Genomic DNA, 22,582 nt, shown 5'->3' on the forward strand with positions numbered 1-22,582 from the left:
GGGCGACACCGGTCAGATGAGGTCGATGCGCTCCTGTGTGACGGGATACCCCGCCCTGGCGAAGTGCGCGGCCATGGGGAGGTTGGGCTGGTCAGTCGCCGCCGCGATCTTCGTGGCGCCCTGCTCCACCAGATCGTGGGTGCACTCCACGAGCAGGTCGTACGCGTAGCCGTGGCCGCGCTGCTCGGCGACCACCCCTATGTAGCCCACGCAGGGCCCATGGGGATTGCGCGCGGGCACCTGGATGCCGACCAGCTCCCCTTCGGGCGTCCAGGCCAGCCGCCACCACTCGCGCGGCGACGGGAACCAGGCGAGGATGTCCATGAGCTCCCGCACCGCGGCATCGACACCTCCCCGGGCGATGGCGCGCCGGTCGTGCGCGTCGAGGGTGTCCGGCATGATGCGGCGCAGCGCGTCCTCGATCGCCGCGTCATCGGGCTCCGGCCGGAACTCCAGCCGCCCCGGGCGCTCGGGCAGTCCGCACTCCGGGGTCCACTCATAGCGGTAGCGCTCGACCAGGGGGACGAGCCCGCCCGCCACGGCGGCGTCGATACGGGCCTGGGCGGCGGCCCGCAGCTCGGGCTGATCGCGCCAGCCGGGCGGGGCCAGCAGACTGTACTCGGTGTGCAGCGGTGCGGTGCGCAGCAGTTCGGCGGCGGCGTCGGCCTCGCCGTCGGCGAAGTCGAACCAGTCCAGGGCGATCGGCGCGGTGTCCTCGGGCCCGGCCCACCACGCGGCGCGGGCCACGACCCGCTCCTCGCGCAGCGCCACCCAGGTCCACTCGGGGCGGTATTCGCCGCCCTGGCCGACGGTGGCGTAGGTGTGGCCGAGGAAGCCCCGGCCGACGAGCGGGGGGACCCGCAGGGTGTGGAACAGATGAGCGTCGTCCTCGATGAGAGGACGGATGACCAGATCGGTCATGGGATTCCTTCCAGGAAAGTGATGCGCTCCCGGTCGGACGCCTGATCGATGGGGATCAGACGCGAATACGCCCGGCGGACAGGGGGCGGGAGCGCGGATACGTCGTGATGTCCATTGCTCTCGCCTCCTTCCTCGTTTCAGGGCGTGCCCGCACTCTATGGCCGCCGATGCCGCTGTGTCCACGCCATTTTTCCGGGGGCCGGTCTGCCGCCCGCGAGGGGGAAGGGGCGGCAGACCGGCATGGGATGAGGTGCACCTGACAGATCAATGAGCGGGTCGGAGCACCTGCGTGGACTGGTGTGAGAGGCAGACTAGTGCACCATGCAGATCGGCGCGGCCGCCGTGTCCGGAGAGCCGCCACCGGCCGTATAGCCGAACGTCGTCGACGCCCCGGCGGCCAGTGAACCGTTCCAGTCGGCGTTGGTGACCGATGCCGAGGAACCGGTGGCGGACAGCTTGCCGTTCCAGACGCTGTCGATCCGCTGCCCGGACGGCACCGTCCAGTCGACCATCCACGAGGAGATGGGCGTGGCACCGGAGTTGGTGACCCTCATCTCGGCCTGGTAGCCGCCGTTCCAGGTGCTGGTCACCTTCTGGGCGGCGGAGCAGGAGGCCGTCGGCGGGTTGCCCGGCGGGTCCGTGGGGTCGCTGCCCCCGCCGCCGGCGCCGGGGACCGTCACCTCACCGTTGCCGCCGTCGAAGACCACGTCGGAGCAGCTATAGAAGGTCTCCTGGCTGTCCGAGCGCGTCCACACGGTGTAGATGATGTGGCGCCCGCTCTTGCCGGAGGGCAGATTGGCCGTCCAGGTGTACTTGCCGTCGACCGTGCCGACCTGACCGGACAGCGGCGGGTCCGTCACCGTGTTGAACGGCTGGTCCTCCAGGTCGTTCCAGGTGAGCGGCTTGGTCGGGTCGATCGGGGCCTTGGTGACATAGCTGCGGAACGACCCCGGGTGCGCGGCCCAGGCGTTGTACGAGAACTGCATCGACTTGCCGGCCGTCAGATGGGTCACCGGCCAGTCCTTGCTGCCCACGTCGAACCCGGAGAAGTCATAGACGGTGGCCGCGCCGCTGCACAGCTTGCCGTCCGGGATGAACCCCTTGGTGCGGCCCGCGCCGTCCGAGCGGAGCACCGCGAACCAGTTGTAGAAGGGCGTCGCACCGCTCTTGTCGTACGCGGCCTTGCACGCCGGGTTGGTCGGCTTGACCTCACCGGTCGAGGACAGGCTGTACTTCCAGCAGAGATAGGTGCGGCTGCCCGGCGCCATCGGCGCGCCGTGCGCGGAAGCGCCGCCCGAGGAGAAGAAGACGAGGCCCAGGGCGGGCAGGACCGAGAGCAGGACCAGAATTGCGGACCTGCGCGCACGGGACGGGCCCGGTGGGCGTGCGGACATGGCGAGAGCAAGTAATCGTCGAGGCATTGCGCATGTTTCCCTTCGACGTGAACGGGTCAGGAACCGTCGGTGTGGGAGCGCTCCCAATTGCTTGGTGAACGTAGCGCGCCCCCGTCCACCTGTAAATGCTTCAGCACGTGAACGCGGCGAGTTTCTGGCGGGGCGTCAGGAGGGACGGCGGCCCGCTGCGCCCGGCGCCCCCGGGACCGTCAGCTACGGACCAGCAGCGCCACCGGAAGCCCGGACAGCAGCTCGTCCAGCGCTTCGGTCCCCTCGGCCGTCCGCCCGCTCAGCAGGTCCCGCCAGCGGCCCGGTGGCAGCGGCAGCCGGGTGGCGCCCCAGCCGCCCGCCTCCGCCAGCCGCCGCGACAGCCGGGTGACGACGGTGACCGCCCCGCCCCCGCCCTCGTTCCCGGCCCCGGCGTCCGCCCGTACGAAGGCCACGCAGTGCGCCGCCGAAGCCCCCTCGGCGGTCAGCGGCGCATAGCCGCTCCCCGGGCCGAACCACTCCGGACGCTCCCGGCGCAGCCGCAGCGCGGCCCTGGTCAGCAGCAGCTTCTCGGCGGAGAGGCCCCGCGCCTCCGGCTCGCCGCCGAGCTCGGGCGGGCGGCGGTTGTCCGGGTCGACCAGGGCCGTATAGAGGTGTTCGGTGCCCATATAGAGGTCCGGGACGCCCGGCATGGTGAGCTGCAGCAGGGCGGCGCCGAGCGCGTTGGCCCGCGCCGGTCCGTCGAGTTCGGCGCCGATCGCGGTCCACACCGACGGGTCGGCCGCACACGGCCCGGCCTCCAGGAAGGCGGTCACCTCCTCCTCGTACGCCGCGTTCTGCTCCGTCCAGGTCGTCCGCAGCCTCGCCTCGCGCACCCCCTTGAGCACGGCCGGCACCAGCCGTGCGGCGTCCCCGTGGCCCAGCGCGAGCGCGGTCTGCCACGCCGTCCAGGCGAGCTGCGGATCGGGGGCGGGGGCCGAGCGGGTCAGCTCCGCCACCATCCGCCCCCACCAGCCCGGGCATTCGGTGAGCGCCGCGAGCCGGGCCCGGGCGTCCGCGCTGCGCTTGGTGTCATGCGTGGACAGCACCGTGCCGGTGGCGGGCCAGTCCCTCAGGCGCCCGGCGGCGAAGGCGTGGAACTCCTCGGGGGCCACGGCCGGCCGCCCCGGATCGCCGCCCACCTCGGCGGCCGACAGCAGCGGGGCGTAGCGGTAGAAGGCGGTGTCCTCCACCGACTTGGCGCGCAGCGCGGCCGCCGTCTGGGCGAAGCGGGCGCAGAAGTCGCGATGGTCCGGGCCGTCCCCGAGCCTGCCCAGCGCCGCGTCCCGGACGACCCGCACCACCCGGGCCTCCTGCTCCACCGTGAACGCCTCCCGGGCGCCCGCCGCCGCCGAGCGCAGCATCACCGCGTCGGCGTCCGTCGCGGGCGGGCCGCCCACGGAGGCGTACGGACGGTAGACGGGCAGCCGCACCAGCAGCTCGCGGATCGCGGTGCGCAGCGCCCAGGGCGCGTGGTCGCGCAGCCGGGGGTCGGCCGCGCAGAGACGGGAGGCGGTGCGTGTCAGCCGTGCCACCTCGGCGGCCAGCTCATGCGTGACCACCTCGCGGGCGGCGCGGCGGACCGTCGTGGGCCAGTCGCCGCCCAGGTCGGCCGGGGGAGCGGCGAAGGCGCGATAGAGGACGGTCAGCTTCGCCAGCCCGTCCGGGTCGACGAAGAGCCCGTCGATGTGGTGCAGCGCGTCATAGCCGGTGGTCCCGGCGACCGGCCAGGTTTCGGGGAGCCGCTCGTCCCGGGCGAGGATCTTCTCGACCACCGTCCACCGGCCGGCCCCGCCTTCCGACGCGGTCCACCGGCCGCCCCCGCCGGCCCCGTCCCTCGTCTCGCCCGTCGCCGCCCGCACCGCCCGGTCCAGCCGCCGCAGATAGCCCGCCGGATCGGCGAGCCCGTCCGGATGGTCGATCCGCAGCCCGTCCACGACCCCGTCCCGCATCAGCTCCAGCAGCGTGGCGTGGGTGGCGTCGAAGACCTCGGGATCCTCCACCCGCACCGCGATCAGCTCGGAGATGGTGAAGAAGCGCCGGTAGTTGAGCTCGGTGCGGGCCAGCCGCCACCAGCCGAGCCGGTACCACTGGGCGTCCAGCAGCTCGGCGAGCGGCAGTCCCTCGGTGCCGGGCCGCAGGGGGAAGGCGTGGTCGTAGTAGCGCAGCGCCCCGTCCTCGACCCGCAGCCGCTCCCACTCCTCGCCGAGCGGACCGCCGAGCACCGGCAGCAGCACCTTGCCGCCCTGGGCCGGCCAGTCGATGTCGAACCACCGCGCGTACGGCGACTCCGGCCCGTCCCGCAGCACCTCCCACAGCGGGCCGTTGAGCCGCTCGGGGGCGGGGGCGGCCATATGGTTCGGGACGATGTCGACGATCAGCCCGAGGCCGTGCGCCCGCGCCGTACGGGCGAGTGCGCGCAGCCCCTCCTCGCCGCCCAGGTCGGCCCGGACGGTGGAGTGGTCCACCACGTCATAGCCGTGGGTGGAGCCGGGCACCGCCTCCAGCACGGGGGACAGATGCAGATGGGAGACGCCGAGCGAGGCCAGATACGGCACCGCTCGCTCCGCCGCCGCGAACGGGAAGGCGGGCTGGAGCTGGAGGCGATAGGTGGCGGTGGGTGTGCCGGGGTCAGCCGTCATGGAACGTACGTACCCACCCGGCGCGCCCCATCAGAGCTCCGCGCACCCGAACGGACGCGCCCCCGGCCCCGGGCGGGGGCGACCCGGGCATCAACGCTTGCCGGGTCGCCACAGGCGGGAGGTTCACCAGCCGTACATCAGTGGGGCCTCGCGCACGCGAGGCCCCACGACGGGATCAGATGGTGAGGACGAGCTTGCCCTGGAGGTGACCGCCGTCGAGCAGCCGGTGCGCGTCGGCGACGCGCTCGAACGGGAACGTCTCCTGTACGTGGACCCGGAGCCTGCCCTGTTCGACGAGTTCGACGAGACCTCGCAGGGCGACCGGGTCGGGGTCGACCGCGATGCCGCTGAAGCGCATGCCGGCCGCCTCGTACCTGGCGACGAGCTCCGAATCCTCCTCGGCGACCGCCGTCACCAGGTGACCGCCCGGGCGGAGTACTTCGAGGGACCGTTCGACGGTGTCGCCGCCGATCGTGTCGAGCACGACGTCGATGTCGCGGACCGCCTCGGTGAAGTCGACCGCCGTGTAGTCGATCACCTCGTCGGCGCCGACCCCCTCGACGAACTTCCGCTTGCTCCCGCCGGCGGTCGCGATCACATGCGCGCCGAGCGCTTTCGCGATCTGGATCGCGACGTGGCCGACCCCGCCACCACCGCCGTGGACCAGGACGCGGTCGCCCTCGGTCACGCCGCCGAGGTCGACGAGGCCCTGCCACGCCGTCAGCCCGACGACCGGCAGCGCCGACGCCTCGATGTGCGAGAGCGACGCGGGCTTGGGTGCCAGGTGCAGCGCCGGCGCCGACACGACCTCGGCGTACGCGCTCGCCGCCCGCGGGAACAGCGGCATCCCGAACACCTCGTCGCCAGGCCTGAACCGATACGTCAGCGGCCCCTCCTCGACCACGCCGCTGATGTCCCAGCCGAGGATGAACGGCGGCCGGCCGAGCAGCGGGGGGAACTCGCCGGCGCGCAGGAGCGCCTCCAGCGGGTTCAGCCCGATCGCCTTGACGCGGACGAGAACCTCGGTCGGGAGGGGCTGGGGCTCGGGCGCGTCCACGATGGTGAGCACCTCGGGACCGCCGAGCGTCTGCTGGGTGATGACTCGCATGACTCTCCTGGCTTGGAAAGGGGGGGAGAAAACCCAGGCTAGGTTTCCGATAGGAACCAGCAGGTACCTTTGGCGCCATGAGCGGTTTCGGTCCCGGTGATCCCTTTCTCGCCGACTGTCCGGCGCGTCTGACGGTCGAGCTGATCGCCGACAAGTGGACGGCGGTCGTGCTCTACGGCCTCAGCAGGGGCCCGGTGCGCCATGGCGAGCTGATCGAGCTGATCGGCGGCATCTCCCGCAAGATGCTCACCCAGACGCTCCGACGGCTCGAGGCGCACGGACTCATCCGCCGCCACGCCTACGCCGAGGTGCCGCCCCGCGTCGAGTACGAGCTCACCCCGCTCGGGGCGACGCTGATCGATCCGATCCACATGCTGACCGAGTGGGCGAGGGCGAACGGCGACGCGGTGCTCGATGCGCTCGACGCCGATCCCGAGCCGGTCACCCACAGCGACTGAGGCCCCCGCCAGGGCCCTGCGTATCCCCTTCTCAGGCCGGCCGCTGCAGCACCATCAGGCTGCGGTCCACCAGGGTCAGCACATCGCCCGCCGCCACTTTCGCCCCGCTGCCCGGCTCCACGCCCTCCGGCACCGCCGTGTCCACGATGACCTGCCACTGCTTGCCGTGGTCGATGGGCACGACGAAGTCCAGCGGCTCATGGTGCGCGTTGAACAGCAGCAGAAACGAGTCATCGGTGATCCGCTCACCGCGCACCCCCGGTTCGGAGATCGCGCTGCCGTTGAGGAAGACCGCGAGGGATTTGGCATGCGCCGCCTGCCAGTCGCGCGGGATCATCTCCTCGCCCTCATGGGTGAACCAGGCGATGTCCGACAGCTCGTCGTGGGTGCCCTCCACCGGCCGTCCGTGGAAGAAGCGGCGGCGCCGGAAGACCGGATGGTCGCGGCGCAGCCACACCAGCGAGCGGGTGAAGCGCAGCAGCTCCAGCGCCGAGCGGTCCTCCCACTCGCCGTCCTGCCCCTTGACATGGTCCGGCCACCGCACCCAGGACACCTCGTTGTCCTGGCAGTACGCGTTGTTGTTGCCGCCCTGGGTGCGCCCGAACTCGTCACCGTGGCTGAGCATCGGCACGCCCTGGGAGAGCATCAGGGTCGCCACGAAGTTGCGCATCTGGCGCTCGCGCAATGTCCGCACCGCCGGATCGTCGGTCTCGCCCTCGACCCCGCAGTTCCAGGACCGGTTGTAGCTCTCGCCGTCCTGGTTGGATTCGCCGTTGGCCTCGTTGTGCTTCTCGTCGTAGCTCACCAGATCGCGCAGGGTGAAGCCATCATGGCAGGTGACGAAGTTGACCGAGGCCAGCGGGCGCCGCCCGTCGCCCTGGTAGAGGTCGGAGGAGCCGGTCAGCCGGGAGGCGAATTCGGCCAGTGTCCTCGGCTCACCGCGCCACAGGTCCCGCACGGTGTCCCGGAATTTGCCGTTCCATTCGGTCCACAGGGGCGGGAAGTTGCCGACCTGATAGCCGCCCTCGCCGACGTCCCAGGGCTCGGCGATCAGCTTCACCTGGCTCACCACCGGGTCCTGCTGGACCAGGTCGAAGAACGACGACAGCCGGTCCACCTCGTGGAACTGCCGGGCCAGCGTCGCCGCCAGATCGAAGCGGAAGCCGTCCACATGCATCTCGGTCACCCAGTAGCGCAGCGAGTCCATGATGAGCTGGAGTACGTGCGGGGAGCGCATCAGCAGGGAGTTCCCGGTGCCGGTGGTGTCCATGTAGTACCGGCGGTCCTCGGTCAGCCGGTAGTACGAGGCGTTGTCCAGGCCCCGGAAGGAGAGCGTGGGGCCCAGGTGGTTGCCCTCGGCCGTGTGGTTGTAGACCACGTCCAGGATGACCTCGATGCCCGCCTGGTGCAGCGCCCGGACGGCCGATTTGAACTCCAGCACCTGCTGGCCCCGGTCGCCCCAGGAGGCGTAGGCGTTGTGCGGGGCGAAGAAGCCGATGGTGTTGTAGCCCCAGTAGTTGGCAAGGCCCTCGTCGGCCAGCCGGTGGTCGTGGACGAACTGGTGCACGGGCATCAGCTCCAGCGTGGTGACGCCCAGCTCCGTCAGATGTTCGATGATCGCCGGATGGGCGAGCGCCGCGTACGTCCCGCGCAGCTCCTCCGGCAGCCGGGGATGGCGCATGGTCAGCCCCTTGACATGCGCCTCGTAGATGACCGTGCGGTGGTAGTCGGTGCGCGGCGGGCGGTCGTCGCCCCAGTCGAAGTACGGATTGACCACGACCGACGCCATGGTGTGCGGGGCGGAGTCGAGGTCATTGCGCTTGTCGGGCCGCCCGAAGTGGTAGCCGTAGACCTCCTCGCCCCAGCCGATACGCCCGCTGATCGCCTTGGCGTACGGATCCAGCAGCAGCTTGGCGGAATTGCAGCGATGGCCGGACTCCGGCTCGTACGGGCCGTGGGCCCGGAAGCCGTAGCGCTGCCCCGGCATGATCCCCGGCAGATAGGCGTGGCGCACGAACGCGTCGGACTCCCGCAGCTCGACCGCCGTCTCCGAGCCGTCGTCGTGCAGGAGGCACAGCTCGATGCGGACAGCGGCCTCGGAGAACACCGCGAAGTTGGTTCCGGCGCCGTCGTACGTGGCGCCAAGGGGGTAAGCCTGTCCCGGCCAGACCTGCATACGTCGACTCTTCCACTTCTTCTCCGGGGGCCGCGAGCACCCCAGGCACCGGACGGAACCTGACCGACCCTGCATCCTTGCCCAACTGGCCGGACCCATCCGCTCTTTCAACAGAACTTCCTCAAAAGGGAGGCAACCTACGGCCATATCGGTTCGTCCTACCGGGTGACCTCCGCGTACGCGTATCCCGCTATGCGGTCCGATGTGATGACAGGGGGGATTGGGGGAGGATGTGCGCAAGATGATGCACCGCCACCTGGGCAAGGTGGTGGCCGGCGCGGCCGTGGCGGCCACTGCCACGGCGGTCCTGATCGGGGTGACGCTCCCGGGGAGCGCGTCCGGCAAAGAGGGCTCGGGTGGGGGACCCCAGGGCTCGGCGGCGGAGCAGGGCCAGGCGGCCCGCCAGCTTCCCGGTGTGGTGGAGGACGCGCCCGAGCAGGGCCGTACCGGCACCGGCCGCGATCCACTGACCGACGATGAGATGAAGCGTGCCCAGACCCTCACGGGCGGCGGCGGTTTCCGGCTGAGCAGCGAGGACGTCAAGGGCGCCAAGGGCCCCGAGCGGCTCTCCACCGACCTCGCGGAGCTCGGCCCCGACGAGGTGGGCGCCGCCGACGCGCCGCGCCGCGCCGACGTCACGTACTACGACTACAAGGACGACACCTACGTCACCAAGACGGTCGACCTCGGCAGCTCCAAGGTGACCAGCACCGACACCCAGCACGGGGTCCAGCCGCCGCCCAACCGCGACGAGGTGATGGAGGCCGCGCGGCTGCTGATGGACGACAAGCTGGGCGAGGGGCTGAAGAAGGACTTCAAGGACGCCACGGGCAAGGCGCTGACCCGCCCGGACCAGCTCACCGTCACCGGCTTCGTCTACCGCGCGGGCGAGGGCAACCCCGGTCCGGCCTCGGTCGGGGACTGCGGCGCGCACCGCTGCGTACGGCTGTTCACCCGGGTGGTGAACGGCCCGTGGATCGACACCCGGCAGATGGTGATCGACCTGAGCGCCCGCAAGGTAGCCAAGCTGAGCTGAGTTGCGTGCCAGGCACCGGCGCAGCGCACACCCCTACGCCTCACCTTCATCACAGGAGTCTCCCCATGCCTGAAAGCAGGCTCCGCCGCGCCCGTGCCCGGGTCGCGGCGGCCATCGGCGCCTCGGCGCTGCTCGGCACCGTGGCGGTCGCCGCCGGGCCGGTCGGCACCGCCCAGGCGGCCCCGCAGAGTCCGGCCGCGGCGGATTGCAGCACCCCGTACAGAATCGAGCAGAAGCTGGACGGCGGCACCACCTGGCGGATGTGCTGGCACTACGAGAGCAAGGCCGGGCTGGTGCTCGACAAGGTCTCGTACCAGCCCAAGGGCGAAAGCGCCCCGATCAAGGTGCTGACCTCGGCCAAGCTGGGCCAGATCCATGTGCCGTACGACGACGGCAGCAATGAGTACGACGACCTCACCGGGCAGGGCTTCGCGCAGGGGCTGCAGCAGCTCGACCCGGCCGAATGCCCCGGCGGCACCATCAAGACCGTGCGGGTGCCCGACGCCTGGGACCCCGAGCACCCGAATGTGAAGGGCCTGTGCGCCACCACCCGGGCCCGCGGCCACGCCTACCGCATGGGCACGGGGGGCTTCGGAGGCGGCGAGGGCAACAAGGTCTACCAGCTCCAGGGCAAGGACCTGCTGGTGTACACCGTCAACCAGGTGGGCTGGTACGAGTACATCACCGAGTGGCGGTTCGCCGGTGACGGCACCATGACCATGCAGGTCGGCGCCACCGGCACGATGTCCCCGATGGACTACGACGCGGGCGACGGCCGCGGCTGGCCCATCGGCAAGGGCGCCAAGGACTACGCCACCAGCCACGCCCACAACGTCTTCTGGCGGCTGAACTTCGGGCTCGACGGCTCGTCCAAGAGCAAGGTCGAGCAGTACGACTCGAAGACCACCGCGACCTCGGGGCGGATCCCGAAGACCAAGACCACCCGCACCAAGGTCACCAAGGAGCTGGCGGGCGACGCGGCGCCGGCGCGGTGGTGGCGCGTGGTCAGCTCGGCGGGCAAGAACAAGGACGGCCATCCGCGCAGCTACGAGATCGTCCCCGGGCACACCACCAAGTACCAGGGCCGTAGTTTCACTAAACACGACGTCTACTTCACCGAGTACAACAAGTGTGAGCAGTTCGCCAGCAACAACCTGCGCAACTGCGGCGCCGGGGCGGGCAAGAGCGTCGACAAGTGGGTCAATGGCCAGACCCTCAAACACCCGATCGTATGGGTCAACATCGGGTTCCATCACATCGCCCGGGATGAGGACCAGGAACCCATGCCGCTGCACTGGCAGGGCTTCCAGCTCTCCCCGCGCGACGTCACCGCTATGAATCCCCTCACGCCTCCTGCACTGTCCGGACACAACGGCCATACAGAAGAGGAACGTTGACCCGATAGGCAGCACCTGAGTGTCGCACCGCCCCCGCCAGCGCAGTAGTCTGCGGTGATCGTTGGACGGGGGCGGAAGGCGGTGCACAGGTGAGCTCGGGCGGGCTGGAGCTGCCCCCCGGTGACGGAGGTCCCGGGGGTGACGGCTCCACCGACACACCTCCCGGCGCAGTGTCCCTGGTGCGGCCGATGGAGATCGGAGCGGAACTGGACTGGGGCGCCGACGCCTGGAGCGAGGTGCGCACACGCGCACGCCGGGCCGGGCGGGCCTATATCTGGCTCAACCTCGTGGAACAGCGGCTGCGCGCGGTCGTCAACGCCGTACTGCGGCCCATCTACGCACCGGTCCACGGCGAGGACTGGGTCATCGCCGCCGCCGGCCCCGCCGGGCAGGAGTGGGTGCAGCGGGCGGTCGCGGTCCGGGAGGTGAGCCGGCGCAAGGGCTATCTGCTCGACCCCGCCGACGACAATGTCGTCAGCTTTCTGACCCTGCCGCAGTTGCGGGAGCTCCTCGTCCAGCACTGGCCGTGCTTCGAGCCGTACCTCGACGACCGCCGCGAGGTGGAGCTGGCCCTGGACGAGCTGGAGGTCGCCCGCAATGTGGTCTCCCGCAACCGCGCCCTGTCCGTGACGGTCCTCGCCCAGGCCGAACGCGCCTCCGCCCGGCTGCTGGAGATCCTCGGCAGCGGCACCGGCTCCCCCTCCGCCGACCGGCTGCCCATCGACGCCGTCGAGGACCTCGTCGGCGACCGCTACGCCGATGTCGTGGGCGTCCACCCCGACCGGGTGCGGCTGCAGCGCCAGCTCCCCGCCGAGGACCTCTTCGGCAACGCCCGCCGCCTCGACGCCGTCGGCATCGGACTCAACCTCCTGGTCCAGAACTACTCGGGCCGCCGGCTGGTCCGGCTGGCCGAATCCGGCTGCCGGGCCCGGCTGCTCTTCCTCAACCCGGCGAGCAGCGCGGTACGGCGCCGGGAGCGCGAACTGGGCCTCAAGAAGGGCGAGATGAGCCGCTCGGTGGAGATGAACATCCTCCATATGCGGCGGGTGCGCGCCCGGCTGCGGGACCCGGACGCGTTCGAGATCCATGTCTTCGACGAGACCCCCCGCTTCACCGCCTACCTGGTCAACGGCGACGGCGCGGACGGCCTCGCGGTCGTCCAGCCGTATCTGCGCAAGGCCCGGGGCATGGAGGCCCCGGTCCTGGTGCTGCGCGGCGGCGGGCGGGGCAGCGACGTCGTCCGCGAGGGCGCGGGCCAAGAGGGCGAGGGCGGGCTCTTCGGCACCTACCGCGAGGAGTTCGAAAGCGTCTGGGCGGACTCCCGGCCGGTGTCCTGAGCCTACGGCCCGGTGTCCTGACCCGACTGGCCGTTGTTACCGAACCGGCCGGTCGGTGGTGCTCTGGTACGGCGGCCGCAGCGCCCGGGCGGCCCAGCGGCCGTCGGTGCGGCTGATGTGCACCGGGTGGTCGAAGCACTTGCTGATGGCGTCGGTGGTCAGGACCGCGTCGACCTCCCCCGCGCTCAGGCACTCGCCCTCCCGCAGCAGCATCGCGTGGGTGGTACTGGCGGGCAGCTCCTCCAGGTGGTGGGTCACCAGGACGGTGGCCAGTCCGGGGTGTTCCCGGCGCAGGGTGTCCAGGCTCTCCAGCAACTGCTCACGGGCGGCCAGGTCCAGGCCGGTGGCCGGTTCGTCGAGCAGCAGCAGCCGGGGGAGGGGCATCAGCGCCCGGGCGATCAGGACTCGGCCGCGCTGGCCCTGCGACAGGGTCGGCCAGCGCGCGTCCAGCTTCCCGCCCATGCCGAGGGTGGTCAGCAGCCGGTCGGCCCGCTCCCGCTGCTCGGGGGTGGTGTGGCGGCGGGGGACCGGCTCCACGGTGTTGGTCAGCCCGGTGAGCACCACGTCCCGCACCCGCAGCGGGGAGCGCAGCGGATGCCGGGGGTCGACATGGCCCACGAACGACCGCAGCTCCCGCAGATCCACCCGCCCCAGCGTGCGGCCGAGGACCTCCACCGTGCCGTGCGTCGGATGCACCAGCGCGCCCGCGAGGCTGAGCAGAGTGGACATGCCCGCGCCGTTGGAGCCGAGCAGCGCCCAGTGCTCGCCCTGGTGGACGGTGAGCGAGATCGAGCGCAGCAGCGGGGTGCCGTCGCGCACCACATCCACATCGCTGAGCCTGAGTACGGGGACGGCCGGGGCGGTCACGGGGCCGCCACCTCCTTTTCGCTGTCGAAGAGTTCCATGACGGCCTCGAGATGGGAGACCGTGGCCGCGATCGCGGCGTCGGCGTCCCCGCGCGCCAGCCCGTCCAGCAGCTCGGCGTGGGCGCACGACACATCGGGCAGTGCCGTCTCGTAGCTGACCATCTCCACCAGCGCCGTGCGCAGCACCGGCAGGACGGAGGTGAAGAGGCCGAGCAGCACGGGGTTCCCGGACAGCTCCACCACGGCCCGGTGGAAGGCCAGATCGGCGTCCACGAAGGCGGCCGGATCGCCTCCGGTCCGCTCCTCGCGCAGCGCGAGCTGGTCCCGCAGCCGTCCGATGTCCTCGGGGCGCAGGCGCCCGGCGGCCAGCCGGGCGGCCTCGACTTCGAGGGCGCGGCGCACCTCGTACACCTCCCGCAGCCGGGCCCGGCGCAGGAGCCGCCGCATGTCGCCGTCCGCGGCGGGGGCCGGGGCCGGGGGCTCGGCGGCGTAGGTGCCCGAGCCATGGCGCACCTCCACCAGCCCGTCATGGGCCAGCAGCCGTACGGCCTCCCGCACCGAGGAGCGGCCCACGCCCAGTTCGGCGGCGAGCGCCACCTCGTTGGGCAGCCGCTCACCGGACCGCCAGCGGCCCTCCGCGAGCATCGCGCGCAGGGCGCTCTCGACCCGCGGCACCACGGGCCCGTGCCGCAACCGTGCCGTCTCCGCCACCGCGCCGCGCCTTCCTGAACGATCTTCCGAGGACGGCGGGACTCTAACACAGAGTCCTCAGACGTCTGAGGACTTGCCGTGGCTGACCGGGCCGTGACTCACCGGGCCGGAAGCCCTGGAGGCCCTGGAAGCCCCGGGCGTCCGGCTCACCCGTCGTTGTCAGTGGTGCGTGGGAAGGTGGTGCACACCTGGGGGAAGTACGACAAAGGGAGGGGCGGTCATGGGCTGGCATCGGGGGCTGCTGATCGGATTCGATCTGGAGACGACGGGCACCGATCCGCGGACGTCACGGATCGTGACGGCAGCCGTGGTCGAGGTGAGGGACGGGGAGCCGATAGGGCGGCGCGAGTGGCTGGCCGATCCCCAAGTGCCCATCCCCGACGGCGCCGTGGCGGTCCACGGCATCACCAATGAGCGGGCGGCGGCGGAGGGCCGGTCCGCGCGTGAGGTGGTCGAGGAGGTCGCCGAGGTGCTGGTGGCCCACTGGCGCGCCGGCGCCCCGGTGGTGGCGTACAACGCGGCGTTCGATCTCAGCCTGCTCGCCGCCGAGTTGGGGCGGCACGGGCTGCGCCCGCTGAGCGAGCGGTTGGAGGGCGCGGAGACCGGCCCCGTGGTGGATCCGTACACGATAGATCGCGCGGTCGACCGCTATCGCAAGGGCAAGCGCACGCTGGAGGCGGTCTGCGGGGAGTACGGGGTGGTGCACGACCGAGCCCATGACGCCGGTGCGGACGCGCTGGCGGCGGTGCGGGTCGCCTGCGCGCTCGCCGAGCGCCACCGCGAGGTGGCCGGGCTCGAGCTGTGGGACCTCCACCGCAAGCAGGTGGGGTGGTACGCGGGCTGGGCGGCCGACTTCCAGTCCTGGCTGCGCCGCAAGGGCACCCCGGACGCGGTCGTGGACGGCGGCTGGCCCCTGCGGGAGGCCGGCGCGGTGATGGGGTAGTGGGGTGGCGGCGCCCGCCCGGCGGAGAGCGGAGCGCGCCGCACCGATGAGTTTCCCGCCCCCGGCCGGTCCGTATGGGTAAGGGGCACTGAGGGCACCACGGACTCGATGAGGAGAAACCGACCGTGACCGACGACCAGACCACCATGATCGACTTCGCACCCACCGTCAACCGGGTGACGGCGCTGTTCAGCGGCGTCTCGGACGAGCAGCTCACCGCGCCCACACCGTGTGGCAGCTACTCCGTGGGAGATCTGCTCGACCACTTCTTGGGATTCGCCATCGGCATGCGCCACGCCGCCGAGAAGACCACGGCCCCGGCGGGCCCGGACGACCCCGCCCCAGGGGAGGGGGCGGCGGAGCGCCTTGACCCCGAGTGGCGGCAGGAGCTGCCGCGCCGGCTCGACGCGCTGACCGCGGCCTGGCGCGAGCCGTCCGCCTGGCAGGGCACCACGGAGGCCGGGGGCGTCACCATGCCCGCCCAGATGATGGGCGTCGTGGCGCTGGACGAGCTGCTGATCCACGGCTGGGATCTCGCCCGCGCCACCGGCCAGCCCTACGACTGCGATCCCCGCAGCGCCGAGGCCATCATCGGATGGCTGTCGGCGTTCCCGGACGAGCAGCGCCCGGACGGCGCGTTCGGCCCCATGGTCTCCGTCCCGGACGACGCCCCGCCACTGGACCGCGCGGTCGCCCTCAGCGGCCGCGACCCCAAGTGGCAAGCCTGACAGGGGAGAACGGCACGGCGCGTCGGCGGGGCGGGCCTGTCAGGGCCCGCTCGTCGGGAACCTGGCGTTGGCCCGGACGGCGGGCCGTCCGGAGCCGTCCGGCGCCCCAAGTGGCGAGCCTGACAAGCGAGAACCGCACGCCGGGTCGGCCGGGCCGGCCTGCCAGGGCCCGCTCGTCCGGGCCTGGGCGTTGGCCCGGACGAGCGGGCCGTCCGGAGCCGCTCGTCCGGGCCTGAGCGGGGCGGCCTCGGCGTGGCGTGCGGGCTCGCCCGTCCGGGCGGGCGCGTTGGGTCGCTCGGTGGTTGTCCTGGCCCGCTCGTCCGGGCCTGTGCGGGGGTCGCCTCGGTGGTCGGTCGGGTCTGCGCGGGGGTCTTCGGTGGTCGGTCGGGGCACGGCCGGAAAGCCGCTCGTACCGGCCCGCACGGCGGGGCGCCCGCCAGGTCGGCCCGCGCCGGGTCGGCCCGCGCCGTGTCGCGCGTGGTGGCGCTGAGCTGGAGCCGGTCGGTCAGAACGTGTGCCAGCGCACCGTCGGGTCGTCCTCCCGTAGGGAGGCGATGCGGCGGGTGAATTCGGCGCGGGCCGCCGGGTTGCCCGGGGCGTGCTGGGCGACCCAGGCGCAGCTCGCCGTCTCCCGCGCGCCGCGCAGCACCGCGCAGCCGGGCCACTCCCGGACGTCCCAGCCGTACTCCGCCACGAACGCGTCGTATGCCTCCGCCCCGAGCCCATAGCGGTCCCGGGACAGCGCCATCACCACCAGATCGTGCTCGCGCAGATCGTGCGAGAAGGTCTCCAGGTCCACCAGCACGGGGCCGTCCGGGCCGATGTGCACATTGCGCGGCAGCGCGTCGCCGTGGATCGGGCCGGGGGTGAGCCGCGGGGTCAGTTCCTCGACGGCGGTCGCGAAGTCGTCCCGGCGGGCGCGCAGATAGGCCGCGTCCGCCGGATCGATCGCGTCCCCGGCCAGCCGCAGCCAGCGCTCGATCCCGCCCAGCAGATCGCGGCGCGGCAGCGGGAGCGGTGCCGGATCGGCGGGCGGGTCGGGCAGCGCGTGCACCATCCGCAGCAGCTCCGCGAGGTCGCGCGGCCCGGCGGGGCGTACGGGGTCGGGAAGCCGCTGCCAGTACGTGACGAGATGGTTGGCGAACGGAAGCGGCTGCTCGGAGCCGAAGCGCCGGTCGGGACGGACCGCGGGGAGCCCTTCCCGGGCGAGCCAGTCGGCGATCCTCAGCTCCCGGGCGGCCCGGTCCCACACCTCCAGATCGCGGCTGATCCGGACCACCAGGGAGAGGCTGTCGAGGGCGAAGACGGCGTTCTCACCGAGGGCCAGCAGCCGGGCCTCCGCCGTACCGGCCCGGTAGGGCGGCAGCGCGGCCGAGAGCACCGCCCGCGCCCGTTCCTCCGTCAGGGCGAGATCCGCCACCGCCACACCCCTCACTCCTCGTCGTCCAGCCCGCCCACGTCCCGGTCGTCCCCCAGTCCCCCAGTCCGCCCGCCCAAGTCTCGCATCGGCTGCCGCAGGTGCACCGCTTGACTGCACCGTCCGCCCTCCGCACGATGACGTGGGCTCTCCCACCGGACCGCCCTCCCACCGCGTCCGAAGGAGGCCCTGCCGTGATACCCGTGACCGCCGCCTCGGCGCGCTCGGACCAGGGCTCCGCCCCACCCCCGTCGGCCGCCCCCGGCAAGGGTTCGGGCCGTGCGGGGAGCGGCCACCGGGCGTGGTTCCTGGTGCTGCCCGCGCTGATCCCGATCCTCCTGCTCAGCGTCGGCCCGCTGCTCTACGGCATCGTGCTCGCCTTCACCGACTCCCAGGCGGGCCGCACCGACCCCACCCAGTGGATCGGGCTGCTCAACTTCCAGGACCTGCTGCGCGACACCCTCTTCTGGGAGTCCTTCCGGATCGGCCTGGTGTGGGCGGTCGCCGTCTCCGTACCGCAGTTCCTGCTCGCGCTCGGACTCGCGCTGCTGCTCAATCAGAACCTGCGGTTCCGCTGGCTGTCGCGGGCGCTCGCGATCGTTCCCTGGGCGATGCCGGAGGTCGTGGTCGGCATCATGTGGCGGCTGGTCTACCACCCCGACGCGGGGCTGCTCAACGAGACGCTCGGTACCCACCGCGACTGGCTCGGCAGCCTGTCCACCGCCCTGCCCGCAGTCGTCGTGGTCGGCATCTGGGCACGCCTTCCGCAGGTCACGGTCACCCTGCTGGCCGGTCTCTCCAACGTCCCGCGCGAACTGCACGAGGCCGCCGCCATGGACGGCGCCGGTGCCTGGCGCCGCTTTTGCACCGTCACCTGGCCCGCCATCAGACCCATCGCCCTCGCCATCAGCGCCCTCAGCTTCATCTGGAACGTCAACTCCTTCGCGCTGGTCTACGTCCTGACGGGCGGCGGACCCGGCGGCCGGACCCGGCTGCCGATGCTCTTCGCCTATGAAGAAGCGTTCCGCTACGGCCAGTTCGGCTACGCGGCGGCGATGGGCTGTGTACTGGTGGCGGTGGTCTCCATCCTGCTGGCCGTCCATCTCGTGGCCCGGTTGAAGGGAGACGACGACGCATGAATACTCGCCTCACCGCCCGGCGCCGCGCGGCCCGCACCGGCCAGTACCTCGCCCTCCTCGGCTATTTGATCTTCCTCGCCTTCCCGCTGCTGTGGCTGGTCTCCACCGCGTTCAAACCGCCGCGCGAGCTGGCGAGCCTCCACCCCGGCTGGATCCCCGACCACCCCACCCTCGACAACTTCCGCCAGGCGTTCGACGAGCAGCCGCTGCTGCGGTCCGCCGGGAACAGCCTGATCGCCTCTCTCGCCGCCGCGGCCATCACCGTCGTCATCGCCACCCCGATGGCGTATGTGATGGCCCGGCACCACCGCTCCCCGCTGTCCCGGGCGGCCACCGGCTGGATCGTGGTCAGCCAGGCGTTCCCCTTCGTCCTGGTGATCATCCCGCTGTTCCTGGTGCTCAAGGAGGTCCGCCTGATCGACTCCCTCTCCGGGCTGATCATGGTGTACGTGGTGTGGTCCCTGCCGTTCGCCCTGTGGATGCTGGCCGGGTACGCCCGGGCCGTACCGCGCGAGCTGGAGGAGGCCGCGGCCGTGGACGGCGCGAGCAGACTGCGGACGCTGATCTCGGTGACCATGCCGCTGCTGGCCCCCGGCATCGTGGCCACCGCCCTCTTCGCCTTCATCACCGCCTGGAACGAGTTCTTCTTCGCGCTCGTCCTGCTCAAGTCCCCGCAGAAACAGACGATGCCGGTCATCCTCACGCACTTCATCGGCACCGAAGGCGTCGCCGACCTCGGCCCGCTCGCCGCCGCCTCACTGCTGGCGACGCTGCCCTCGCTCGTGCTGTTCGCGGTCATCCAGCGCCGGATCACCAGCGGCACCCTGGCCGGGGCGGTGAAGCACTGATGCGCCGCCGGACGCTGCTGGCCGCGTCCGCCGCCGGGACACTGTCCGCCGCCGGGACCCTGCTCTCCGCCTGCGCGCCGGGACGGCGGCGGGCGTCCGACGGCCGGATCACCCTCCGCTTCCAGTCCCTGGCCTGGCAGCAGGAATCCATCGAGGCCAACAAGCAGTTGGTGGCGGAGTGGAACGCGACCCATCCCGACATCAGGGTCGACTACGTCCAGGGCAGTTGGGACAGCGTCCACGACCAACTGCTCACCTCCTTCGAGGGCGGTGAGGCGCCCGACATCATCCACGACGCCACCGACGACCTCGCCGACTTCGCCTACGGCGGCTATCTCGCCGATCTCACCGACCTGCTGCCCCAGCGGCTCAAGGACGAGATCCCGCCCCAGACCTGGCAGACCGCCACCTTCGCCGGTGGCATCCACGGTGTGCCGTTCCTCCAGGAACCGCGCGTGCTCATCGCCAACCGCGGCCTGCTGGAGCGGTCCCGGGTGCGGATTCCCACCCCCGAACGGCCCTGGAGCTGGGCCGAGTTCGAGGACGCCGCCAAGGAGCTGACCCGCGACGGGACGTACGGCGTGGCCTGGCCGCTCAAGGAGCCCGTCTCCGCGACCCTCAACCTCTCCCTCTCCACCGGCGGCAAGGTCTTCCACCGGGGCGCGGACGGCAAGGTCACCGTCCGGTTCGACGCCGCCGACCAGCGGGTGCCCCGCGTCATCCACGACCAGTTGGGCGGCGACCGCAGCGCCGCGCGGACCACCCTCGGCATGGGCGGCTCGGACACCCTCCCCGGCTTCTTCGGCGGGAAGTACGCGATGGTGCCCCTAGGTTTCTCCTACCGCCAGCAGATCGTGCAGCAGGCGCCCAAGGGCTTCGCCTGGACCGTACTGCCGTCCCCGGCCGGGCCCGGCGGCGACCAGCGGCAGGGGGTAAGCCCCCAGACGCTGTCCATCGCCGCCGACAGCCCGTACCAGCGGGAGGCGGCCCGCTTCATCGACTTCTTCCTGCGCCCACCGCATATGGTGCGGCTCGCCCGGGGCGACTGGATGCTCCCCACGGGCCTGACCGCACTCCGCGACCCCGCCCTGCACACCCGCCGGCACGGCTGGGCCACCGGCGCAGCCCTGGCCGGACGGCTGCGCCCGGCGCCCGCCCAGTCCGTGCGCGGCTATCCGGAGTGGAAGGACAAGGTGGCCACCCCGGCGCTGCAGGAGTACTACAGCGGGGCGATCGGGATGGGGGAGCTACGGAAGCGGCTGGTCGAGGACGGCAATCTGGTGCTCGCCCGCTACCAGCGATAGGAGCCGCCACCGGCGGTAGGTCCTGCTCCCGGTGGCAGGACCCGTCACCAGTAGAGGACCTGCTCCCAACGGGCAAAATCCTGCCCGGAGTTGGGATCCGACAGGCGTCGGCCGGTCGCCGTGACGGCCTCGCCGTCCGGCGCACCTGGCCGTGCCATGGACCCGGTCCCCCCAGCAGACCGTTACCCCTCGGCAAAGGTTGTCCTTGCCCGGTCTTGTCTCTTCTCTTAACAGATTCTTATCTTCAGGTGAACTCCTTTCGAACGCCAGGAAGATTTCCCATGCCCCGAGACATACCGCCGCTCGCCGAGGTCCGCCGGATCACCGAGAAGAAGCGAGACGCGTGGTGGACCGTCATGCTCGTGGACCCGGTGGCCACACCGCTGGTCCGCTGGACCGCCAGGCACACCCGGGCCACCCCCAACCAGCTCACCTGGGGTGCCTTCCTGGTGGGCCTCGGCTCCGCCGCGTGCTTCGCTCAGGGCGACTGGAGATGGCTGCTGCTCGGGGCCGTGCTCTACCACGTGAGCTTCATCTTCGACTGCATGGACGGCAAGCTGGCCCGGCTGACCGGCACCGGCTCGGTCTTCGGGGCCTGGCTGGACTTCGTCTTCGACCGGATCCGGGTGCTGGTCTGCTCGGTCGCCCTGATGGGCGGCCAGTACGCGCGCACCGACGACGTCCTGTATCTGTGGCTGGCGCTGGCCGTCGCGTCCCTGGACTCGCTGCGCTACATCGACTCGCTGGAGATCTTCAAGATCCGGCATGGGATGCGCAAGCAGATCAAGGCCCGGATGCGGGCGGCCCGCAAGGCCGAGAACCAGGCCGAGTTGGCCTTCATGGAGGACCTGCTGCGGGAGAACCCCGAGGCCGATCTGGAGACGGACCGCGACACGGTGGCTCCGTTGGAGCCGGTGGCGCCCCTGGAGACCACGGCGGCTGACACGGCGCCCCTGGAGGCCACGGCGGCCCAGCGTAGCCGCCCCGCCGTCGTTGATCTGCACCAGGAGTTCCGGCGCCGCTTCCCGTGGTGGGTCCGGTGCCGGAACTTCCTGCTGCGCCACCGCATCCGCGCTCATCTCATCAGCGGCATCGAGTTCCAGATGGGCGTGTTCATCATCGGCCCGGCCGTCGACGCGGTGGTGGCGACGACCGTCATATCGGGTGCGCTGCTGCTCGTCTTCGAGCTGGCCATCATCTACAAATTGCTGCTGTCCACTCGGGACTTCACCCGCACCATCAACTCCTTCGAGACGGCGGAACCCCTTCGAGCCACCACCTCGGTCAGCTCCTGAGCCAGGACCAGCCACTGCTCCGGCGACACATACGCCACCACCACCTCCCGCCCCAGCCCGGCCGCCCGGAACGCCCGGTCGAGTGCGCGGGCGGGACAGATCCGGCGCAGTGACGCGTGGAGCGAGCCGCCGAGCCCGGTGAAGCCCAGCTCGACCAGGTCCGCGTAGGCGGACCGGGCCACCGGATCGGTGAGCAGCGGGCGCGGCCGCCGGGTCAGCCGCAGGATCCCGCCGTCGACCGCGGGCACCGGCCGGAACGCGGCACGCGCCACCCGCCCGCACAGCCGCCACTCGACCTCCGGCCAGGACCGTACGGTCAGCAGGGACCAACGGCCGTAGTCCCCGGTGCGCTTACGGGCGTACTCCGCCTGCGTGAGCAGCGTCGCGGAGGTCAGACGGGGCGCCGCCCGCAGCGCCCAGGCCACGATCTCGGCGGTACGGGCGTAGGGCACGTTGCCGACCAGGGCGAACGGCTCGCGCGGCGGCGCCGCGTCCAGGAAGTCCTGGTGCACCACCCGGACCTGCGGATACCGGGCGAGCCGCTCCCGCAGCCCCGGGATCAGATGCCGGTCGATCTCATAGCTGATCAGCTCACGGCAGCGCGGAGCCAGCGCCTCGGTGAGCACCCCCTTGCCCGCGCCGACCTCCACCAGGAGATCGCCGGGCCCGGGGCGGGCGGCGCGTACGACGCGGGCGACGGCGCCCGGGTCGACGAGGAAGTTCTGCCCGTACGCGCGCCTCGCGCGGTCGCGTTCGGTGCGGCGTGGGGTAGGGAGTTGGTGTCGATTGCGGGCCACGGCCACGGTCCTTTCGGAGCCGGGCGGGCGGCAGCAGC

At 71.8% G+C, this 22,582-nt stretch carries 19 protein-coding genes; 10 read left to right on the top strand and 9 right to left on the bottom strand.

The annotated features are described in order from the left end of the window. Positions 1–12: 12 nt before the first annotated feature. The 4 genes from STRVI_RS10250 to STRVI_RS10265 all read right to left on the bottom strand — a co-directional run bounded on the left by STRVI_RS10250 (position 13) and on the right by STRVI_RS10265 (position 6,092). On the bottom strand, positions 13–921 hold the full coding sequence (locus tag STRVI_RS10250) for a GNAT family N-acetyltransferase (RefSeq protein WP_014055568.1): 909 nt from the start codon (positions 919–921) through the stop codon (positions 13–15). 311 nt (positions 922–1,232) lie between these two features. After that, entirely contained in the window at positions 1,233–2,342 is a 1,110-nt protein-coding gene (locus STRVI_RS10255; RefSeq protein WP_014055569.1) for a lytic polysaccharide monooxygenase, read from the bottom strand. 182 nt (positions 2,343–2,524) lie between these two features. Next, a complete protein-coding gene (treY, locus tag STRVI_RS10260; protein ID WP_014055570.1) occupies positions 2,525–4,984 on the bottom strand; it encodes a malto-oligosyltrehalose synthase in 2,460 nt (819 codons plus the stop codon). Between the two features lie 175 nt (positions 4,985–5,159). Continuing rightward, positions 5,160–6,092 carry an NADP-dependent oxidoreductase gene (locus STRVI_RS10265; protein WP_014055571.1) on the bottom strand — a complete coding sequence of 311 codons (933 nt, stop codon included), beginning with the start codon at positions 6,090–6,092 and terminating at the stop codon, positions 5,160–5,162. Positions 6,093–6,169: 77 nt separating this feature from the next. On the opposite strand from STRVI_RS10265, the gene STRVI_RS10270 reads away from it, so the two are divergent. Then, positions 6,170–6,550 carry a winged helix-turn-helix transcriptional regulator gene (locus tag STRVI_RS10270; RefSeq protein WP_014055572.1) on the top strand — a complete coding sequence of 127 codons (381 nt, stop codon included), beginning with the start codon at positions 6,170–6,172 and terminating at the stop codon, positions 6,548–6,550. A 31-nt stretch (positions 6,551–6,581) separates the two neighbouring features. On the opposite strand, the gene glgX is transcribed toward STRVI_RS10270, so the two are convergent. Next, the gene (gene glgX / locus STRVI_RS10275; RefSeq protein ID WP_014055573.1) at positions 6,582–8,726 is read right to left on the bottom strand and encodes a glycogen debranching protein GlgX; all 2,145 of its coding nucleotides are present in this window, start codon (positions 8,724–8,726) and stop codon (positions 6,582–6,584) included. A gap of 241 nt (positions 8,727–8,967) precedes the next feature. Here glgX and STRVI_RS10280 point away from each other — a divergent pair, with 241 nt between their 5' ends. From STRVI_RS10280 to STRVI_RS10290, 3 genes are all read left to right on the top strand, one after another. Then, entirely contained in the window at positions 8,968–9,762 is a 795-nt protein-coding gene (locus STRVI_RS10280; protein ID WP_014055574.1) for a hypothetical protein, read from the top strand. 65 nt (positions 9,763–9,827) lie between these two features. After that, positions 9,828–11,159, top strand: a complete 1,332-nt coding sequence (locus STRVI_RS10285) for a copper amine oxidase (RefSeq protein WP_014055575.1) — start codon at positions 9,828–9,830, stop codon at positions 11,157–11,159. An 89-nt stretch (positions 11,160–11,248) separates the two neighbouring features. Continuing rightward, a complete protein-coding gene (locus STRVI_RS10290) occupies positions 11,249–12,496 on the top strand; it encodes an SAV2148 family HEPN domain-containing protein (RefSeq protein WP_014055576.1) in 1,248 nt (415 codons plus the stop codon). Positions 12,497–12,532: 36 nt separating this feature from the next. Here the strand turns inward: STRVI_RS10290 and STRVI_RS10295 are convergent, their stop codons facing one another. Together STRVI_RS10295 and STRVI_RS10300 are read right to left on the bottom strand one after the other, a co-directional pair. Beyond that, the gene (locus STRVI_RS10295) at positions 12,533–13,363 is read right to left on the bottom strand and encodes an ABC transporter ATP-binding protein (protein WP_014055577.1); all 831 of its coding nucleotides are present in this window, start codon (positions 13,361–13,363) and stop codon (positions 12,533–12,535) included. Continuing rightward, positions 13,360–14,073: a FadR/GntR family transcriptional regulator gene (locus tag STRVI_RS10300; protein WP_014055578.1), complete on the bottom strand. Its 714-nt coding sequence runs from the start codon at positions 14,071–14,073 to the stop codon at positions 13,360–13,362. Before STRVI_RS10300 ends, STRVI_RS10295 begins: the two co-directional genes overlap by 4 nt. A 220-nt stretch (positions 14,074–14,293) precedes the next feature. Between STRVI_RS10300 and STRVI_RS10305 the strand changes: the two genes are divergently transcribed. Next, positions 14,294–15,016 carry a 3'-5' exonuclease gene (locus STRVI_RS10305; protein WP_014055579.1) on the top strand — a complete coding sequence of 241 codons (723 nt, stop codon included), beginning with the start codon at positions 14,294–14,296 and terminating at the stop codon, positions 15,014–15,016. A gap of 125 nt (positions 15,017–15,141) precedes the next feature. After that, positions 15,142–15,744 (top strand): TIGR03086 family metal-binding protein, encoded by a 603-nt coding sequence (locus tag STRVI_RS10310; RefSeq protein WP_014055580.1) that lies wholly within the window; start codon positions 15,142–15,144, stop codon positions 15,742–15,744. Between the two features lie 505 nt (positions 15,745–16,249). Here the strand turns inward: STRVI_RS10310 and STRVI_RS10315 are convergent. Beyond that, on the bottom strand, positions 16,250–17,149 hold the full coding sequence (locus STRVI_RS10315; protein WP_043238370.1) for a phosphotransferase enzyme family protein: 900 nt from the start codon (positions 17,147–17,149) through the stop codon (positions 16,250–16,252). A gap of 206 nt (positions 17,150–17,355) precedes the next feature. On the opposite strand from STRVI_RS10315, the gene STRVI_RS10320 reads away from it, so the two are divergent. The 4 genes from STRVI_RS10320 (at position 17,356) to STRVI_RS10335 (ending at position 21,747) form a co-directional block, all read left to right on the top strand. Next, on the top strand, positions 17,356–18,300 hold the full coding sequence (locus STRVI_RS10320; RefSeq protein ID WP_014055582.1) for a carbohydrate ABC transporter permease: 945 nt from the start codon (positions 17,356–17,358) through the stop codon (positions 18,298–18,300). Then, positions 18,297–19,148, top strand: a complete 852-nt coding sequence (locus tag STRVI_RS10325; RefSeq protein WP_014055583.1) for a carbohydrate ABC transporter permease — start codon at positions 18,297–18,299, stop codon at positions 19,146–19,148. The genes STRVI_RS10320 and STRVI_RS10325 overlap by 4 nt, the downstream gene beginning before the upstream one ends. Next, positions 19,148–20,452: an ABC transporter substrate-binding protein gene (locus STRVI_RS10330; protein ID WP_014055584.1), complete on the top strand. Its 1,305-nt coding sequence runs from the start codon at positions 19,148–19,150 to the stop codon at positions 20,450–20,452. The genes STRVI_RS10325 and STRVI_RS10330 overlap by 1 nt, the downstream gene beginning before the upstream one ends. A gap of 281 nt (positions 20,453–20,733) precedes the next feature. Further along, positions 20,734–21,747 (top strand): CDP-alcohol phosphatidyltransferase family protein, encoded by a 1,014-nt coding sequence (locus STRVI_RS10335; protein WP_014055585.1) that lies wholly within the window; start codon positions 20,734–20,736, stop codon positions 21,745–21,747. On the opposite strand, the gene erm is transcribed toward STRVI_RS10335, so the two are convergent. Continuing rightward, positions 21,651–22,544: an ErmE/ErmH/ErmO/ErmR family 23S rRNA (adenine(2058)-N(6))-methyltransferase gene (gene erm / locus STRVI_RS47040; RefSeq protein WP_014055586.1), complete on the bottom strand. Its 894-nt coding sequence runs from the start codon at positions 22,542–22,544 to the stop codon at positions 21,651–21,653. The genes STRVI_RS10335 and erm overlap by 97 nt on opposite strands. Positions 22,545–22,582 lie beyond the last annotated feature (38 nt).

The organism is Streptomyces violaceusniger Tu 4113 (genome assembly GCF_000147815.2).
GTDB lineage: Bacteria > Actinomycetota > Actinomycetes > Streptomycetales > Streptomycetaceae > Streptomyces > Streptomyces violaceusniger_A.